This window comes from Leminorella grimontii, assembly GCF_039789245.1.
GTDB classification, from domain to species: domain Bacteria; phylum Pseudomonadota; class Gammaproteobacteria; order Enterobacterales; family Enterobacteriaceae; genus Leminorella; species Leminorella grimontii.
Window position 1 is genome coordinate 951,344 of sequence record NZ_CP146357.1, and the last position, 16,226, is coordinate 967,569.

The following is a 16,226-nucleotide window of genomic DNA, read 5'->3' on the forward strand; positions in this document are numbered from 1 at the left end:
TTGTCGGGTTAACCTGCTGACGAAGTGGAAAAAACGTGTTGGTATAAGATAAACATCGGTATTAGGTAGTTTTTCCTGAGAATATTCGGATGTATTCGACGGAAAGCCCCGCAGGCAGTGGAAGCAATCGTTTGCTATAAAAGCGGTTGAGGGGTCTATTTAACAACATGAAAACATATTACACTGAGGCAGGTCACACTTTTAGGCGTTGATTAATACTATTCAGGAGATGCGGATGTTAAAGCGAGAAATGAACATTGCCGATTATGATGCCGAGCTGTGGGCGGCGATTCAAAAAGAAAATGTTCGCCAAGAAGAGCATATCGAGCTGATTGCTTCTGAAAACTACACCAGCCCGCGCGTTATGCAGGCTCAGGGTACTCAGCTAACCAACAAGTATGCAGAGGGCTATCCGGGCAAGCGCTACTACGGCGGCTGTGAGTACGTCGACATCGTTGAACAGCTGGCGATCGATCGCGCTAAAGCGCTGTTCGGCGCCGACTACGCTAACGTGCAGCCGCACTCCGGTTCTCAGGCTAACTCCGCCGTTTATATGGCGCTGCTGAATCCGGGCGATACCGTGTTGGGTATGAACCTGGCCCACGGCGGCCACCTGACCCACGGCTCCCCGGTTAACTTCTCCGGCAAGCTTTACAACATCGTGCCTTACGGCATCGATGAAAGCGGCCACATCGACTATGACGATCTGGCCCGCCAGGCGCAAATCCACAAGCCGAAGATGATCATCGGCGGCTTCTCCGCTTATTCCGGCATCGTCGACTGGGCCAAGATGCGTGAAATCGCCGACGGCATCGGCGCCTATCTGTTTGTCGACATGGCCCACGTCGCGGGCCTGGTTGCCGCCGGCGTTTATCCAAACCCGGTCCCTCATGCGCACGTGGTGACGACGACGACCCACAAAACGCTGGCCGGCCCGCGCGGCGGCCTGATTCTGGCGAAAGGCGGCGATGAGGATCTGTACAAGAAGCTGAACTCTGCCGTCTTCCCCGGCGGTCAGGGCGGCCCGCTGATGCACGTGATTGCGGCCAAGGCCGTGGCGCTGAAAGAGGCGATGGAGCCAGAATTTACCGTCTATCAGCAGCAGGTAGCCAAGAACGCGAAAGCGATGGTTGAAGTCTTTAAATCTCGCGGCTACAAGATTGTCTCCGGCGGAACCGACAACCACCTGATGCTGCTGGACCTGGTCGATAAAGACATCACAGGTAAAGACGCCGACGCCGCTCTGGGGCGCGCCAACATTACCGTTAACAAGAACAGCGTGCCGAACGATCCGAGAAGCCCGTTTGTCACCTCCGGCGTGCGCATCGGTACCCCGGCCGTCACCCGCCGCGGTTTCAAAGAAGCCGAAGTGCGCGAGCTGGCGGGCTGGATCTGCGACGTGCTGGACAACATCAACGATGAAGCGGCTATTGCAGCCGTGAAGGCGAAAGTGCTGGATATTTGTAAGCGCTATCCGGTTTACGCGTAATTATTCGTTTCTAACAGACATAGGCCTCGGAATATTTCCGAGGCCTATTTTTTTATGGTCAATTTGTATCATCAGTTATGATTTATAAACGAGAAAGCTTAGGCTGTGCCCTGCAATTGCGGGACATAACTTGGTATAAGCATGTAAAATCATTTGATGAATATTCTCATTTACGCTATCTCTGTGGCGATAGCCGTGGAGAGTCAATCAGTAGAAATTTCAAAAGGAGAGGCGGATGAAAAAGCATAACCCCGGGTTTGAAGCACTGTGTGAAGCAGCTCGCAAGCAGGTTAAAGAAGCCAGCGTTGAGCAGGTAAAGGAGATGATGGACAACGGTACTATCCCGCTGGTGCTGGACGTGCGTGAAGAGAGCGAGTGGGGGAAAGACCACCTGCCGGGCGCTCGCCACCTTGGGCGCGGCGTTCTGGAGCGCGACATTGAAACCGTCGTTCCCGATAAGGCGACGCCGATGGTGCTCTACTGCGGCGGTGGCTATCGTTCCGCGCTGGCGGCTGAGAGCCTGCAAAAAATGGGCTATACCGGCGTGATTTCCATGGACGGCGGTTACCGCGGTTGGAATGAAGCCGGTTACCCGCTGGTAAAAGAGTAATCCGCTGGGTATGACGCCGCTAATGCGCTACGCCGCAATGGCGCTATGCCTGATGCTGTCGCCTTTAGCGGCTGCGCATCCGCACAGCTTCATTGATATGGAAGCCCGACCGGTGGTGAAAGAGCTGACGCTGGTCGGCGTTCAAGTCACGTGGGAGATGGACGAACTGACGTCGGCTGAGCTGCTGCTTGACGCAGCGATGGCAAAAGATAACCCCACGGTTTGGCAGAGCATGGCCGATGAGCTGATGGAAAATACGCAAAATCAGCTCTACTTCACCTATATGCATTACGACGGCAAACCCGTGCGCTTGGGCGAAAAGGCCAACAACTATTCTCTGTCGCGCCACGGCAATCGGGCCGTGTTCACGTTTGTCATGCCGTTAGCCAAGCCTTTAGCCTTGGCGGGGCATACGATAACGATGTCCACCTATGAGCAGAGCTACTATGTCGACATCCGCTATCCGTCGGCGAAAGGCTTTCAACTGCCGAATGAAATCGCCCACCTGTGCCGCGTTGACGTTAACACGCCTAAGCCTGACACCTCGCTGTTGGCTTACGCCCGGTCATTGGATAAAAAGGACGCACCGCCTGAAGACATGATGCTAGGCCGCCGGTTCGCCCAAACGGTGACGATGGTATGTCGCTAAACGTCATCCCCGCCAGCGCACCTCCCTCCGGCTGGAAAACCTTCTGGCCTCTATTGCTGTGCGCTGCGCTTTTGCTTGCTCTGGGCGCCGCGCTGTGGCTGCACTGGCAGGACGCGCTGCTGCAAAGCTCACTGTGGCAAAAGGCGCTGCACCAGCGGCTGGTTTCTCTATTGCAACAGGTGGTGGAAAATCCGCTGAACGCCGGCGCGATGCTGATGCTTTTCAGCTTTATTTACGGCGTGCTGCACTCGGCGGGGCCGGGGCACGGCAAGGTGATTATCGCCACTTATCTGGCGACTCATCCGCTAAAGCTGAAGCAGAGCCTGAGGCTGACGCTGGCTTCCTCTTTGGTTCAAGGCATAGTTGCCATTGTGCTGGTGACCGTTGTGCTGTCCATCCTTCAGCTGTCTACCCGCATGGTTCACCAGAGCGGCTTTTGGTTGGAGAAGGGGAGTTACCTGCTGGTAGCCCTGATAGGTCTGATGCTGTGCTATCGGGCCGCAAAGAGGATGATCACCCTTGTTCGTTCGTCCCGGCGAGCGCCTTTGCAGATTTCCGCTATCAGACCGCTTGAGCCAATGCACGTTCACGGGCCAGACTGCGGCTGCGGCCATCGTCATCTGCCGACGGCACAGGAGATGGAGGCCAAAGGCGGTTGGAAAACCACGCTGGCTATCGTGTTGTCTATCGGCATGCGCCCCTGTTCAGGGGCGATTGTGGTGCTGCTGTTTTCTAAGGTTTTAGATATTTATTACTGGGGAATGGCGGCGGCGATAGCGATGTCGTTCGGTACCGCCGCGACGATTTCTCTACTGGCGCTGCTGGTTCACAGCGCGCGCCGTTTGGCGCAGCGATTGACCGTTCGCGGCCAGTCCCCCGCGTGGGGAAGCATTGCGGTTTCCAGCCTGTCCCTGCTGGGCGGGGCGCTGTTGATTATCGCAGGCGTGATGCTGTGGGTGTCGGCATCGCCCGCGGCGTCCGGCGGGCTGCGGGCGTTTGGCGGATGATGAAAGAGAATATGAAAAGAATCTACGCTCACCGGGGCATGTCGTCTCTGGCGCCGGAAAACACCCTGTTGGCCTTCAGGCTGTGCGCCGAGCACCGGGTGGCGTGGTTTGAGTGCGATATCGACATATTAAGCGACGGCACCATCGTGGTTTTTCATGATGATACCTTGGAACGCTGCACCGACGGCAGCGGGCCGCTGTTTGCCCAAACGCAGGCGTCGTTGAATACGCTGGACGCCGGAAGTTGGTTTAGCCCACGGTTTGCCGGCGAACGCGTGCCGACGCTGGCGCAGCTTATCGCGCTAATGAACCGCTGTCGGCTTAATGCGAATATCGAGATAAAGCCCGGTGAACGTACGCCCGAAGCGACGGCCAGCCTGCTGAAGGGGCTTGATGTCGCGCTTGACCGGCTTGACGCCGAGCGGCAGTACCTTATTTCCAGCTTCGATCCTTCGCTGGTTGGGGTCTTTAAGCAACGGCGTCCGCAGGCCGACGTCGCCTGCCTGTTAGAGAACGAAGCGCTGAACGACGGCTGGCGTGAAACGATGGCGCGCGTTGGCGCAACGGCTATCCATCCGCAGAACGAAGGGCTGACGCGGTGTCAGGTCGAGGCGTTCAAAGCGGGGGGCTTTCTGGTTAACGTGTGGACGGTCAACGATGCCCAAAGGGCGCGGGAGCTGTTTGAATGGGGCGTCGACGGTATTTTTACCGACTATGCGCAGGAATTTGTGGATTAACTCAGTTCATATTTTAGGCGGCTTTTTCGAAAGTCCTTCATCGTGACTTTGTTCTTGCAAAGCTCGCTAGCGTTATGCGCTTCTATCTCACGTTGTGGCGCGCAGTAAATCGACTAATGGAGTTATATTAAATGGCTATTGATGTGGGAAAATTGATCAAACAGTTAGGTAAGCCATATTTGGAAATTTTTGAACAAGGGCTAATTCCCTACAAAACAAAACCAAGTGGTACTGTTAGCGATTATAATCGCATATTAGACATGAAGCGAGAAGGGATATTCTTATCGTTTGTAAATAATCAAGATATAACTCTTAAGGAAGTGACCTTACGGTTAGAGGATGAGAATAAAACTGACAGGTTATTCCCTAACGTGCTGCCCTTCGGTCTTGAACCAGTGATGACCCAGCAATGGGTGCGGGACCAATTTGGACATCCGGTTGCTTACGTTGATGCTTGTGTGGTTATGAAGACTTATGTCGGTGTGAAAGAAATGTATGTTTTACCAGCTCCAAATCATAATATCGCAGCGGTATTTACTTACAGTAAAGATTTTTTTGTCCAAAAGGTCACATTTGTCACGTTGGAACAGGCAAAAGAAATGCAGTCAGCACTTGAAAAAAAACGGCTTAGTGGCAAATGAATATTGATGTCGAAATGCTCGTGAAACAATTAGGACTGCGCTATCAGGGGATTATTGAAAAAGGATTGATCCCCTATAAAACAAAACCAAGTGGTACTGTTAGTGATGATATATGTAGATTAGACATGAAGCGAGAAGGGATATTCTTATCGTTTGTTAATAACCAAGATAAAACTCTTAAGGAAGTGACCTTACGGTTAGAGGATGAGAATAAAACCGACTGGTTATTTCCTAACGTGCTGCCCTTTGGTCTTGAACCAGTGATGACACAGCAATGGGTGCGGGACCGATTTGGACATCCGATGACTTACGTTAATGCTCGTGTGATTATGACTATTTATGTTGGGGTGGAGGAAACATATGTTTTACCAGCTCCAAATCATAATATTGCAGCGGCATTTACTTACAACAAGGATTTTTTTGTCAACAACATCACATTTATCCCGTTGGAACGGGCAAAAGAAATTCACGCTGCACTTGAGAAAAAACGGCTTGGTGGCAAATGAATGTTGATGTCGAAACGCTCGTAAAACAATTAAGCAAACCCTATCAGGAAATTTTTGAACAAGGGCTAATTCCCTACAAAACAAAACCAAGTGGTACTGTTAGTGATGATATTTGCAGATTAGATATGAAGCGAGAAGGGATATTCTTATCGTTTGTTAATAACCAAGATAAAACTCTTAAGGAAGTGACCTTACGGTTAGAGGATGAGAATAAAACCGACTGGTTATTTCCTAACGTGCTGCCCTTTGGTCTTGAACCAGTGATGACCCAGCAATGGGTGCGGGACCGATTTGGTCATCCGATGACTTACGTTGATGCTCGTGTGATTATGACTATTTATGTCGGGGTGAAAGAAATATATGTTTTACCAGCTCCAAATCATAATATTGCAGCGGCATTTACTTACAACAAAGATTTTTTTGTCAACAAGGTCACATTTATCCCGTTGGAACGGGCAAAAGAAATTCACGCTGCACTTGAGAAAAAACGGCTTGGTGGCAAATGAATGTTGATGTCGAAACGCCCGTGAAATAATTAGGACAGCGCTATCAGGAGATTATTGAAAAAGGATTAATTTCTGATAAGAAAAAAACTTATGGTGCTATTGATGATGATACGGCCAGATTAGATATGACACGAGAGGGGGGTATGGGAAAGTCAGCTTATCCATATAAAATGCGGGCGGGATACGTTTCCCGCCCGATTCTTTATTAACGCTTCAGCGCGTCACTCAGCTCGTCGCGAACGTTGGCCAGCAGCGCTTTAACCACGCGCGGGTTACCCGCAACAATGTTGCCGGACGTGTAGAAATTGTGGCCGCCGACGAAGTCGGTGATGATACCGCCGGATTCGCGAACGATAAGCTCGCCGGCCGCGAAGTCCCACGGCTTGAGGCCGATTTCAAAGAAGCCGTCCACGCGGGCTGCGGCGACGTAGGCCAGGTCCAGCGCGGCAGAACCGGTGCGGCGGAAGTCGGCGCATTCGGTAAACAGCTTGCTCACCATGTTGATATAGGACGGCGCGTGCTGCTTGAGCTTGAACGGGAAGCCGGTGGCTAAAACGGTGCCGGAAAGGTCGCGCGCGTTGGAACCGCGCAGGCGATAGCCGTTGAGCTGGGCGCCCTGACCACGGGTCGAGGTAAACAGTTCGTTGCGCATCGGGTCGTAAATGACGGCAACTTCCGTGCGGCCTTTGATGCGCACGGCGATGGAAACGCTGAAGTGGGGTAAACGCTTAAGAAAGTTGGTGGTGCCATCCAGTGGGTCGATAATCCATTGCACGTCCTTGTCTTCGCCGACAATCTCGCCGCGCTCTTCGCTGATGATGGTGTGTTGAGGATAGGCTTTGCGAATAACCTCAACGATCAGGTGTTCTGCATCGCGGTCGACGTTAGTAACGAAGTCGTTGTTGCCCTTCAGGCTGGCTTCGACGGCGTCGGGCGTTTCGTAAAACTTGGCTATCAGGTTACCGGCCTTACGCGCAGCGCGTACGGCGATATTCAGCATTGGATGCATGGGTATCTTCCACTAGATGTTAAAGAACGAATATAAAAAGCGGCGCGTAGTGTATCACCACATGTAGCCGCCCTGCAATCGGCGGCGCGTTTTTTGAGCGGCGTTTTCTTTTCGGCTTTTCTATCATTCATTCTCCATTCTCACTATCGCCGTTGTTCTTAACCTACGCCAACGGAATGAAATAATGCGTGGTAACGTCAGGATAAGATAATGGCGAACGCTTTCCCGAGCATCATGTGTGATACAACGGGGAAGGAAGATGGTATATTTCCGTCCCTCAATGACATTATTTCGCAGGGAGCAATTCATATGGCAAACCGATCTTATCTTTATAGTCTTAGCAATCGACCTACATCTTATGCGGATCGCCCGGAAACTATTTCAGGCCTTTCCGAGTGGGGATACTGCGTGCCCCTTTCCTTCCGTATCTTAATGTCAGGCGATCCTATGCTGTGTCCTTCATTAGTCTCCGATGGTTTTGATGAGGAACCTGAAGATAAAAAGACGAAGCTATATGCTATTAGCAGCGATTTTGAGACAGGCTTCCTGCGATTGAAAAAATTTTTTACCATCCTGAATGCGGCAGTGGGGGACAAAGCGCCCTATCTGTCCGAAGAAATCGACGACGCTCTTGCCTTTCTTGAGGCGCATCGTGATAGCCATCTTTTACTCGAAACTATTGAGTTGGACATGATGACTGCCGCTGATGAAAGCGCGCTTAAGCAAAGCGTTAACGACGAACTATCTCGCTGTTTTTTTACGGGCATAGCGGTTGATGCGCTTTCAGATAATATTGATGAAGCGGTAGAGCAGCTACGCCATGCGGGTGAAGTTTCTGCCGGTTTAGAGCTGGTTCCTCTCAGCATGCTCAATCTGAATGCCGATTACGATCGCAGTGACGATGGATGCCCTGCCGGCGTAGGATATTGGAGTGAGCATCTATTTTTTGGGCTCTGGAATCGTGCTGAATTTGAAGCGGCGCTTTAGGGCTATAACGTGAGCAACTTTTTATGTCAGATCTGATTTGTAATCAAGACGCCAGCACGCCCGACTCGCTGGCGAACATTCGCATCGTGCTGGTGGAAACCTCCCATACCGGCAACATGGGATCGGCCGCCCGGGCGATGAAAACCATGGGGTTGACCAATCTCTATCTGGTAAACCCGTTGGTGCTTCCAGACTCCCAGGCCATTGCGCTCGCCGCCGGCGCCAGCGAAATTATCGGCAACGCGACCATCGTCGATTCGCTGGACGACGCGCTGGAGGGCTGCCGCTTGGTCGTTGGCACCAGCGCGCGTTCGCGTACGCTGCCGTGGCCGATGCTGAGCGCGCGCGAATGCGGCGTGAAGATGATGCAGGAGTCCGCCGCTTCCCCGGTTGCGCTAGTGTTTGGCCGCGAGCGGGTGGGGTTGACAAACGAAGAGCTGCAAAAGTGCCACTATCACGTCTCTGTACCGACCAACCCGGACTACAGCTCGCTGAATCTGGCGATGGCGGTACAGATCATGACTTACGAAATCCGCATGGCGTGGCTGGCCGCGCAGGAAGGCGGATTGCCCGAGCCGGTGTACGACGTTGCCTACCCGCCGGCAGACAATCTCGAGCGTTTCTATCAGCATTTGGAAAAGGTGCTGCTGGACATCGGCTTTATCCGCGCCGCGCATCCGGGGCAGGTGATGAACAAGCTGCGCCGTTTTGTTAACCGCGCTCGCCCCGAAAGTCAGGAATTGAACATCCTGCGGGGGATTTTAAGCGCTATTGAAACGCCCGATGCGAGAAATAGGCATAAATAATGCTCGTTATACCCCTTTCGAACTTGTTACAATAGGTATGACAATATCGACCAATCCCCTGTTTCCGCGGGTTTTGGATGAAACATCAGCGTTCATGCAACGAAGCTAATAGTTGACTAAAATAGTCAAGTAAATAGTTGACTGAAATAGTTGGGAATGCCAAACTATCTGCATATTCACACACAGATGGGCAATACCAATGAGACTGACATCTAAAGGTCGTTATGCCGTTACCGCCATGTTGGACGTGGCGCTGCATTCACAAGATGGACCTGTCCCTCTGGCCGATATCTCCGAGCGTCAGGGGATTTCTTTGTCGTATCTTGAGCAATTGTTCTCCCGCTTGCGCAAGAACGGGCTGGTGACCAGCGTACGCGGTCCCGGCGGCGGCTACCTTTTAGGTAAAGACGCGGGAGACATTGCCGTAGGTTCAGTGATTAGCGCGGTCGACGAGTCCGTTGACGCCACTCGCTGCCTTGGCCGAGGCGGGTGTCAGAGCGGCACGCGCTGCTTGACCCATACGCTGTGGCACGACTTAAGCGAACGCATCAGCAGCTTCCTTAATGAGATCACGCTGTCTGAGCTGGTCAAGAATCAAGAAATACTGGAAGTCGCCGATCGTCAAAACGGCGATAGCCAAAGTTCGGTCGTTCCCTCTCGTCGCGATTACGATGAGTCAAAAAAAATTAATCTGCGCGCATGACGGGCGGAAATAGATACATTATTTAATTTAGAAGTAGTGTACGGAGCAAAGAATGAAATTACCTATCTATCTTGACTATTCAGCAACGACGCCGGCTGACCCGCGCGTAGCTGAAAAGATGATGCAGTATCTGACCCTGGACGGGATCTTCGGCAACCCGGCTTCCCGTTCGCACCGTTTCGGCTGGCAGGCCGAAGAGGCGGTGGATATTGCCCGTAACCAGATAGCCGAGCTGGTCGGCGCCGATCCGCGTGAAATCGTGTTTACGTCAGGCGCGACAGAGTCGGACAATCTGGCGATTAAAGGCGCTGCAAATTTCTACCAGAAGAAAGGTAAGCACATCATTACTTGCAAAACCGAGCACAAAGCGGTTTTAGACACCTGTCGTCAGCTGGAGCGTGAAGGTTATGAAGTGACCTACCTGTCTCCGCAGCCTAACGGCATTATCGACCTGGGCGAGCTGGAAGCGGCGATGCGTGAAGACACCAGCGTAGTTTCCATCATGCACGTCAACAACGAAATCGGCGTCGTGCAGGACATCGCCACCATCGGCGAAATGTGCCGCAGCCGTGGAATTATCTTCCACGTCGACGCGACCCAGAGCGTGGGCAAACTGCCTATCGATCTGTCCCAGCTGAAAGTCGACCTGATGTCGTTCACCGGTCACAAAATTTACGGCCCGAAGGGCATTGGCGCGCTGTACGTTCGCCGTAAGCCCCGCGTTCGCATTGAAGCGCAAATGCACGGCGGCGGCCACGAGCGCGGCATGCGTTCCGGCACGCTGGCGGTTCACCAAATCGTCGGTATGGGCGAAGCCTACCGCATCGCTAAAGAAGAAATGGCGACCGAAATTCCCCGCATTCGCGCGCTGCGCGATCGCCTGTGGAACGGCCTGAAGGACATTGAAGAAGTGCACTTAAACGGCTGTCTGGAACAGGGCGTCGCCAGCATTCTAAACGTCAGCTTTAACTATGTTGAAGGCGAATCTCTGATGATGGCGCTGAAAGATTTAGCCGTCTCTTCCGGTTCCGCCTGTACTTCCGCCAGCCTTGAGCCCTCTTACGTACTCAGAGCGCTGGGGCTAAATGATGAACTGGCCCACAGTTCAATTCGCTTCTCTCTGGGGCGTTTTACCACCGAAGAAGAGATCGACTACACCATCGATCTGGTGAAAAAGTCCATCGGCCGCCTGCGCGAGCTTTCCCCCTTGTGGGACATGTTCAAGCAGGGCGTAGACCTGAACACCATCGAGTGGTCTCATCATTAATAAATGCGGGTTGCAGGCTGTGAGAACCGCAGCCTGCGCCAGAAGAGCAGGAGTAACAACATGGCTTACAGTGAAAAAGTAATCGAACACTATGAGAACCCGCGTAACGTGGGCTCGTTTGACAACGAAGACCCGACGGTCGGCAGCGGCATGGTCGGCGCGCCGGCGTGCGGCGACGTGATGAAATTGCAGATTAAAGTCAACGATAGCGGTATTATAGAAGACGCGCGTTTTAAAACCTACGGCTGCGGCTCGGCGATTGCCTCAAGCTCTCTGGTGACGGAGTGGGTCAAGGGCAAATCTCTGGAGCAGGCAGAAGCCATCAAGAATACGGACATCGCGGAAGAGCTGGCGCTGCCGCCGGTAAAAATCCACTGTTCTATTCTGGCGGAAGACGCCATCAAGGCCGCGATTGCGGACTATAAAAACAAGCGCGGTGAAAAATAATATCGACTCGCGGCATGAAGCGCCGCGGGCATAAGCGAGAACGATTAGAGGTTTGGTTATGGCGATTACCATGAGCGACAGCGCGGCACTGCGCGTTCAGACTTTTTTAACCAACAGGGGCAAGGGAATAGGCCTGCGCCTGGGCGTAAAAACGTCGGGGTGCTCCGGCATGGCGTACGTGCTCGAATTTGTTGACGAACTGCACGATGAAGACCGCGTGTTCGAAGACAAGGGCGTGAAGGTAATCGTCGATGAAAAGAGCCTGGTCTATCTGGACGGCACCGAACTCGACTTCGTCAAAGAGGGTTTAAACGAAGGGTTCAAGTTTAACAACCCTAACGTCAACAGCGAGTGCGGCTGCGGCGAAAGCTTCAACGTTTAACCGCTCTGGCGGCGTCCTTTATGACGCACTGATTTGTTAACCTCCACTGGCCGCGCGTTTCTGACTGAATCAGAGCGCGCGGCCTGATAAAGAGCATTAGAACACGTCATGGATTATTTCACTCTGTTTAACCTTCCCGTCCGTTTTGACGTGGATACCCAGGCTCTTTCCTCCCGCTATCAAGAACTCCAACGTCAGTACCATCCCGACCGTTTCGCCTCGGCGCCTGAAAACGAGCGTCTGGCTTCCGTTTCACATGCGGCCACCGTCAACGACGCTTATCAAACGTTGAAAGATCCGCTGCGTCGTGCAGAATACCTCCTGTTGCTTAACGGGATAGACGTAAAAAACGAACAGCAAACCATGCACGATACCGCGTTTTTGATGGAGCAGTTGGAGCTTCGCGAAGAGCTGGACGAGATTGAGCGCAGCAAAGACGCAGAGCCTGCCCTGTCAGCCTTTCGCAAGCGGGTTGAAGAAATGAGCCGCGTTCGAAGCGAACGCTTAAAGCAAGAGCTGGACGAGCAGAGCTGGCCCGCAGCGGCGGATACCGTGCGTAAACTGCGTTTTTTAGACAGGCTTTCACAACAGGTCGAGCAGTTGGAAGAAAAACTGTTTGATATCTGACGGACACTGAACATGGCTTTATTACAGATTAGCGAACCGGGCATGACTGCCGCCCCGCATCAGCGTCGTTTGGCTGCGGGCATCGACTTGGGGACGACCAATTCTCTGGTGGCGACGGTTCGCAGCGGGCAGGCGGAAACGCTGCCTGATTCAGAAGGGCGCCATTTGCTGCCCTCCGTCGTTCACTACCGGCAGGACGGCATTGACGTCGGCTGGGACGCGCGCGCGCAGGCGGCGGAAGACCCAACCAATACGCTAAGCTCGGTCAAGCGCATGATTGGCCGCTCTTTGGACGATATCCAACGGCGCTACCCCAATCTTCCCTACCGGATGGCCCCGACGGAAAACGGCCTGCCGATGATGCTGACCGCCGCCGGAGCGATAAACCCCATTCAGGTATCGGCAGACGTGCTGACTTCGTTGGCCGCCCGCGCTCAGCAAACGCTGGACGGGGAGCTGGACGGCGTAGTGATCACCGTTCCCGCCTACTTCGATGACGCGCAGCGTCAGGGCACCAAAGATGCGGCCCGCCTAGCAGGGCTGCACGTGCTGCGGCTGCTCAACGAGCCCACGGCGGCGGCGATTGCCTACGGTCTGGACTCCGGACAGGAAGGCGTGATCGCCGTTTACGATCTGGGCGGCGGCACCTTTGATATTTCCATTCTTCGCCTGAGCCGCGGCGTGTTTGAAGTGCTGGCGACCGGCGGCGATTCCGCGCTGGGCGGCGACGACTTTGACCATCTGCTTGCCGACTGGATTTGTAAGCAGAGCGGCATCAGCCCGCAGGGGAACCACCGGCTTCAACGCCAGCTGCTTGACGCGGCGACGGCGGCGAAAATCGCGCTAAGCCAAAGCGACGCGGCGACAATCAGCGTCGGCGGTTGGCAGGGTTCGGTGAGCCGAGCCCAGTTTGATGAACTGATTGCACCGCTGGTGAAAAAGACGCTGCTTTCCTGCCGTCGCGCCTTGAAAGACGCGGGCGTTGACGCCTCCGAGGTGTTGGAAGCGGTGATGGTCGGCGGCTCGACCCGCGTGCCGCTGGTACGCGCGATGGTGGGCGAATTTTTTGGACGCACTCCGTTAACCAGCATCGATCCCGACCGAGTTGTCGCCATCGGCGCGGCAATCCAGGCCGACGTTCTGGTGGGCAACAAGCCCGACAGCGAACTGCTGCTTTTGGACGTCATCCCGCTCTCGCTGGGAATAGAGACCATGGGCGGGCTGGTGGAAAAAATTATTCCTCGCAACACCACGATTCCGGTAGCCCGAGCGCAGGAGTTCACCACCTTTAAAGACGGACAGACCGCAATGATGGTGCACGTGCTGCAGGGCGAGCGCGAGATGGTGAGCGACTGCCGCTCGCTGGCGCGCTTTACGCTGCGCGGCATCCCGCCGATGCCCGCGGGCGGCGCGCACATCCGCGTAACTTATCAGGTTGATGCGGATGGGCTTTTGAGCGTAACCGCAATGGAGAAATCCACCAACGTTCAGTCGTCCATTCAGGTTAAGCCCTCCTATGGGCTAACCGACGACGAAATCGCCAACATGATTAAAGACGCGATGGCCAATGCCCAAGAGGACAACGGCGCGCGCAGGCTGGCAGAACAAAAAGTCGAGGCTGCCCGCGTGCTTGAGAGCCTCTACGCGGCGTTAAACAGCGACGGCGATCTGCTGTCGCCTGCTGAAAGAGAAGAGATCGACGCCGCCGCATCGGCCCTGTCGACGGTGGCCGAAGCGGATTCCCCTGTCGCTATCGAAGACGCTATTAAAACGCTGGATCGTGTGACTCAAGATTTCGCCGCGCGCCGCATGGATTCATCCATCCGCCGCGCGCTGGCGGGCCATTCTGTAGATGAGGTTTAAGCAATGCCTAAAATCGTTTTTCTGCCCCATCAGGATCTTTGCCCGGAAGGTAAAGTGGTTGAAGCGAAAGAAGGGGAAACCATTCTGGAAGCGGCGCTGCGCAACGGCATCGAGGTTGAGCATGCCTGCGAGATGTCCTGCGCCTGTACCACCTGCCACTGCATCGTGCGCGAAGGCTTTGATTCCCTTGACGAGAGCAGCGAGCTGGAAGATGACATGCTGGATAAGGCGTGGGGACTAGAGCCCGAAAGCCGCCTCAGCTGCCAGGCGAAGGTGACGGATGAAGATCTGGTGGTCGAAATTCCGCGCTATACCATTAACCACGCCCGCGAACACTAAAGCGTAAGGAAAAGAGCATGAGCCTAAGCTGGAAAGATTCACGCGAAATCGGCGAAGCGCTGTACGATCTCTACCCCGACGTCGATCCGAAAACCGTTCGCTTTACCGACCTGCACCGCTGGGTTTGCGAATTGGAAGAGTTTGAGGACGACCCTAACGCTTCGAATGAAAAAATTCTGGAAGCCATTTTGCTGGTCTGGCTGGACGAAGCCGACTAGCTGAAATTTAATGAGGCCGCATGACGCGGCCTTTTTACTGTTTTAAAACTTGTGTCTTAAAGAACGAATTAAAAACGGAGAAAATAATGACAACAACCTCTATGCCTATCCGCCTGTCCTATGAGCCTGCCGACGCCGTCTGGGGAGATAAGGCGCTGCTGAGCGCGGGCGCTGACGGCATGACGATTCACCTGACCGGGGAAGGGCGTCTGGGCGCCATCGCTCGCGCGGGCCGCAAGCTGGATGCGCAAGGTATTCGCCAAGTCGCATTGATCGGCGACGGCTGGGATCTGGAGCGCTGCTGGAGCTTCTGGCAGGGGTTTCGCTCGCCGAAGGGGGAGCGCAGCGTCGTTTGGCCGACGCTTTCGGCCGATGAGCGTGAAGAGCTTGAAAGGCGTTTAAAAATCGTTGACTGGGTGCGCGACACCATCAATATGCCGGCTGAGGAGCTGGGGCCGGAGCGCCTGGCTCAGCGCGCCATCGACCTGTTCTGCGGCCTTGCCGGCGACGCTATCAGCTATCAGATTATCAAGGGCGAAGCGCTGCGCGAGCAGGGCTATATGGGCATTCACACCGTCGGGCGCGGCTCCAAGCGCGAGCCGGTGCAGCTGTCTCTGGACTATAACCCTTCCGGCAACTCGGACGAACCGGTGATGGCCTGCCTGGTGGGCAAAGGCATCACTTTTGACTCCGGCGGCTATAGCCTGAAGCAAAGCGCCTTTATGGATTCCATGAAGTCCGACATGGGCGGCGCGGCGACGGTTACCGGCGCTCTGGCGCTGGCGATAGCGCGTGGCCTTAATAGCCGAGTGAAGCTGTTCCTTTGCTGCGCCGACAACATGGTCAGCGGCAATGCCTTCAAGCTGGGGGACATCATTCGCTATCGTAACGGGAAAAGCGTTGAGGTGATGAACACCGATGCGGAAGGGCGGTTGGTTCTGGCCGATGGCCTGATTGACGCCGAGGCGCAAAGCCCACAGATGATTATCGACTGCGCGACGCTGACCGGCGCGGCTAAAACGGCGTTGGGCAACGACTATCACGCGCTGTTTAGCTTCGACGATGCGCTGGTAGGCGAACTGCTGGCCTGTGCGGAGGAGGAAAACGAACCCTTCTGGCGCCTGCCGCTGGCGGAGTTCCACAGAAGCCAACTGCCGTCTAATTTTGCCGAGTTGAACAACGTGGCGGGCGCAGCCTACACCGCCGGCGCCAGCACTGCGGCGGCGTTCCTGTCCCACTTTGTGAAGAACTACCAGCGCGGCTGGATCCATATCGACTGCTCGGCTACTTACCGTAAGAGCGCCGTCGAGCAGTGGTCCGCAGGGGCGACGGGGCTGGGGGTAAGAACGCTGGCTCAAATGCTGTTGAGCAAAGAAAGCTAGCCAACGGCGCGGCGCTTCTGTACTCCGGAGCGCCGCGTTACGTTCTTGCCC

The 16,226-nt window shown here is 54.5% G+C and carries 21 protein-coding genes; 20 read left to right on the forward strand and 1 reads right to left on the reverse strand.

From position 1 onward, the window contains the following. The first annotated feature begins 235 nt into the window (after positions 1-235). The 9 genes from glyA (at position 236) to V8L73_RS04555 (ending at position 6,354) form a co-directional block, all read left to right on the forward strand. Complete coding sequence (gene glyA, locus V8L73_RS04515) at positions 236-1,489, forward strand: serine hydroxymethyltransferase (protein ID WP_347254226.1); 1,254 nt, start codon at positions 236-238, stop codon at positions 1,487-1,489. A gap of 235 nt (positions 1,490-1,724) precedes the next feature. Continuing rightward, positions 1,725-2,099, forward strand: a complete 375-nt coding sequence (locus V8L73_RS04520; protein WP_027274107.1) for a rhodanese-like domain-containing protein — start codon at positions 1,725-1,727, stop codon at positions 2,097-2,099. 10 nt (positions 2,100-2,109) lie between these two features. After that, on the forward strand, positions 2,110-2,748 hold the full coding sequence (locus tag V8L73_RS04525) for a DUF1007 family protein (RefSeq protein ID WP_027274106.1): 639 nt from the start codon (positions 2,110-2,112) through the stop codon (positions 2,746-2,748). After that, positions 2,739-3,755: a nickel/cobalt transporter gene (locus tag V8L73_RS04530; protein ID WP_347254227.1), complete on the forward strand. Its 1,017-nt coding sequence runs from the start codon at positions 2,739-2,741 to the stop codon at positions 3,753-3,755. The genes V8L73_RS04525 and V8L73_RS04530 overlap by 10 nt, the downstream gene beginning before the upstream one ends. 11 nt (positions 3,756-3,766) lie before the next feature. After that, positions 3,767-4,492, forward strand: a complete 726-nt coding sequence (locus V8L73_RS04535) for a glycerophosphoryl diester phosphodiesterase (RefSeq protein WP_347254228.1) — start codon at positions 3,767-3,769, stop codon at positions 4,490-4,492. A gap of 131 nt (positions 4,493-4,623) precedes the next feature. Continuing rightward, a complete protein-coding gene (locus tag V8L73_RS04540) occupies positions 4,624-5,133 on the forward strand; it encodes a DUF6392 family protein (RefSeq protein WP_347254229.1) in 510 nt (169 codons plus the stop codon). Next, positions 5,130-5,639 (forward strand): DUF6392 family protein, encoded by a 510-nt coding sequence (locus tag V8L73_RS04545; protein WP_347254230.1) that lies wholly within the window; start codon positions 5,130-5,132, stop codon positions 5,637-5,639. Before V8L73_RS04540 ends, V8L73_RS04545 begins: the two co-directional genes overlap by 4 nt. Then, on the forward strand, positions 5,636-6,145 hold the full coding sequence (locus V8L73_RS04550; RefSeq protein WP_347254231.1) for a DUF6392 family protein: 510 nt from the start codon (positions 5,636-5,638) through the stop codon (positions 6,143-6,145). The genes V8L73_RS04545 and V8L73_RS04550 overlap by 4 nt, the downstream gene beginning before the upstream one ends. Positions 6,146-6,213: 68 nt before the next feature. Then, a complete protein-coding gene (locus V8L73_RS04555) occupies positions 6,214-6,354 on the forward strand; it encodes a hypothetical protein (protein WP_347254787.1) in 141 nt (46 codons plus the stop codon). Here V8L73_RS04555 and suhB read toward each other — a convergent pair. Next, entirely contained in the window at positions 6,351-7,154 is an 804-nt protein-coding gene (gene suhB, locus V8L73_RS04560) for an inositol-1-monophosphatase (RefSeq protein ID WP_261831278.1), read from the reverse strand. The genes V8L73_RS04555 and suhB overlap by 4 nt on opposite strands. 210 nt (positions 7,155-7,364) lie before the next feature. Here suhB and V8L73_RS04565 point away from each other — a divergent pair, with 210 nt between their 5' ends. From V8L73_RS04565 to pepB, 11 genes are all read left to right on the forward strand, one after another. Further along, positions 7,365-8,141 (forward strand): hypothetical protein, encoded by a 777-nt coding sequence (locus tag V8L73_RS04565; RefSeq protein ID WP_261831277.1) that lies wholly within the window; start codon positions 7,365-7,367, stop codon positions 8,139-8,141. Between the two features lie 23 nt (positions 8,142-8,164). Continuing rightward, on the forward strand, positions 8,165-8,947 hold the full coding sequence (trmJ, locus tag V8L73_RS04570; RefSeq protein WP_347254232.1) for a tRNA (cytosine(32)/uridine(32)-2'-O)-methyltransferase TrmJ: 783 nt from the start codon (positions 8,165-8,167) through the stop codon (positions 8,945-8,947). A gap of 199 nt (positions 8,948-9,146) precedes the next feature. After that, positions 9,147-9,650 (forward strand): Fe-S cluster assembly transcriptional regulator IscR, encoded by a 504-nt coding sequence (gene iscR / locus V8L73_RS04575; RefSeq protein ID WP_027274099.1) that lies wholly within the window; start codon positions 9,147-9,149, stop codon positions 9,648-9,650. Between the two features lie 52 nt (positions 9,651-9,702). Next, positions 9,703-10,917, forward strand: coding sequence for an IscS subfamily cysteine desulfurase (locus V8L73_RS04580; protein WP_347254233.1), 1,215 nt, complete (start codon positions 9,703-9,705; stop codon positions 10,915-10,917). A 60-nt stretch (positions 10,918-10,977) separates the two neighbouring features. Further along, positions 10,978-11,364, forward strand: coding sequence for a Fe-S cluster assembly scaffold IscU (gene iscU, locus V8L73_RS04585; RefSeq protein ID WP_027274097.1), 387 nt, complete (start codon positions 10,978-10,980; stop codon positions 11,362-11,364). A 58-nt stretch (positions 11,365-11,422) separates the two neighbouring features. Then, entirely contained in the window at positions 11,423-11,746 is a 324-nt protein-coding gene (gene iscA / locus V8L73_RS04590; RefSeq protein WP_027274096.1) for an iron-sulfur cluster assembly protein IscA, read from the forward strand. 108 nt (positions 11,747-11,854) lie between these two features. Continuing rightward, the gene (gene hscB, locus V8L73_RS04595) at positions 11,855-12,373 is read left to right on the forward strand and encodes a co-chaperone HscB (protein ID WP_347254234.1); all 519 of its coding nucleotides are present in this window, start codon (positions 11,855-11,857) and stop codon (positions 12,371-12,373) included. 12 nt (positions 12,374-12,385) lie between these two features. Further along, a complete protein-coding gene (gene hscA / locus V8L73_RS04600) occupies positions 12,386-14,236 on the forward strand; it encodes a Fe-S protein assembly chaperone HscA (protein ID WP_347254235.1) in 1,851 nt (616 codons plus the stop codon). Positions 14,237-14,239: 3 nt separating this feature from the next. After that, positions 14,240-14,575, forward strand: a complete 336-nt coding sequence (gene fdx / locus V8L73_RS04605) for an ISC system 2Fe-2S type ferredoxin (RefSeq protein ID WP_027274093.1) — start codon at positions 14,240-14,242, stop codon at positions 14,573-14,575. A 17-nt stretch (positions 14,576-14,592) separates the two neighbouring features. Then, complete coding sequence (iscX, locus tag V8L73_RS04610; RefSeq protein WP_027274092.1) at positions 14,593-14,793, forward strand: Fe-S cluster assembly protein IscX; 201 nt, start codon at positions 14,593-14,595, stop codon at positions 14,791-14,793. Positions 14,794-14,879: 86 nt separating this feature from the next. After that, complete coding sequence (gene pepB, locus V8L73_RS04615) at positions 14,880-16,175, forward strand: aminopeptidase PepB (protein ID WP_347254236.1); 1,296 nt, start codon at positions 14,880-14,882, stop codon at positions 16,173-16,175. The last annotated feature ends 51 nt before the right edge of the window (positions 16,176-16,226 follow it).

What these genes read in the sequence shown, in the direction of transcription:
- glyA (WP_347254226.1), top strand. Translation starts at nt 236, where the DNA reads ATGTTAAAGCGAGAAATGAACATTGCCGATTATGATGCCGAGCTGTGG.
- V8L73_RS04520 (WP_027274107.1), top strand. Translation starts at nt 1,725, where the DNA reads ATGAAAAAGCATAACCCCGGGTTTGAAGCACTGTGTGAAGCAGCTCGC.
- V8L73_RS04525 (WP_027274106.1), top strand. Translation starts at nt 2,110, where the DNA reads ATGACGCCGCTAATGCGCTACGCCGCAATGGCGCTATGCCTGATGCTG.
- V8L73_RS04530 (WP_347254227.1), top strand. Translation starts at nt 2,739, where the DNA reads ATGTCGCTAAACGTCATCCCCGCCAGCGCACCTCCCTCCGGCTGGAAA.
- V8L73_RS04535 (WP_347254228.1), top strand. Translation starts at nt 3,767, where the DNA reads ATGAAAAGAATCTACGCTCACCGGGGCATGTCGTCTCTGGCGCCGGAA.
- V8L73_RS04540 (WP_347254229.1), top strand. Translation starts at nt 4,624, where the DNA reads ATGGCTATTGATGTGGGAAAATTGATCAAACAGTTAGGTAAGCCATAT.
- V8L73_RS04545 (WP_347254230.1), top strand. Translation starts at nt 5,130, where the DNA reads ATGAATATTGATGTCGAAATGCTCGTGAAACAATTAGGACTGCGCTAT.
- V8L73_RS04550 (WP_347254231.1), top strand. Translation starts at nt 5,636, where the DNA reads ATGAATGTTGATGTCGAAACGCTCGTAAAACAATTAAGCAAACCCTAT.
- suhB (WP_261831278.1), bottom strand. Translation starts at nt 7,154, where the DNA reads ATGCATCCAATGCTGAATATCGCCGTACGCGCTGCGCGTAAGGCCGGT.
- V8L73_RS04565 (WP_261831277.1), top strand. Translation starts at nt 7,365, where the DNA reads ATGGCGAACGCTTTCCCGAGCATCATGTGTGATACAACGGGGAAGGAA.
- trmJ (WP_347254232.1), top strand. Translation starts at nt 8,165, where the DNA reads ATGTCAGATCTGATTTGTAATCAAGACGCCAGCACGCCCGACTCGCTG.
- iscR (WP_027274099.1), top strand. Translation starts at nt 9,147, where the DNA reads ATGAGACTGACATCTAAAGGTCGTTATGCCGTTACCGCCATGTTGGAC.
- V8L73_RS04580 (WP_347254233.1), top strand. Translation starts at nt 9,703, where the DNA reads ATGAAATTACCTATCTATCTTGACTATTCAGCAACGACGCCGGCTGAC.
- iscU (WP_027274097.1), top strand. Translation starts at nt 10,978, where the DNA reads ATGGCTTACAGTGAAAAAGTAATCGAACACTATGAGAACCCGCGTAAC.
- iscA (WP_027274096.1), top strand. Translation starts at nt 11,423, where the DNA reads ATGGCGATTACCATGAGCGACAGCGCGGCACTGCGCGTTCAGACTTTT.
- hscB (WP_347254234.1), top strand. Translation starts at nt 11,855, where the DNA reads ATGGATTATTTCACTCTGTTTAACCTTCCCGTCCGTTTTGACGTGGAT.
- hscA (WP_347254235.1), top strand. Translation starts at nt 12,386, where the DNA reads ATGGCTTTATTACAGATTAGCGAACCGGGCATGACTGCCGCCCCGCAT.
- fdx (WP_027274093.1), top strand. Translation starts at nt 14,240, where the DNA reads ATGCCTAAAATCGTTTTTCTGCCCCATCAGGATCTTTGCCCGGAAGGT.
- iscX (WP_027274092.1), top strand. Translation starts at nt 14,593, where the DNA reads ATGAGCCTAAGCTGGAAAGATTCACGCGAAATCGGCGAAGCGCTGTAC.
- pepB (WP_347254236.1), top strand. Translation starts at nt 14,880, where the DNA reads ATGACAACAACCTCTATGCCTATCCGCCTGTCCTATGAGCCTGCCGAC.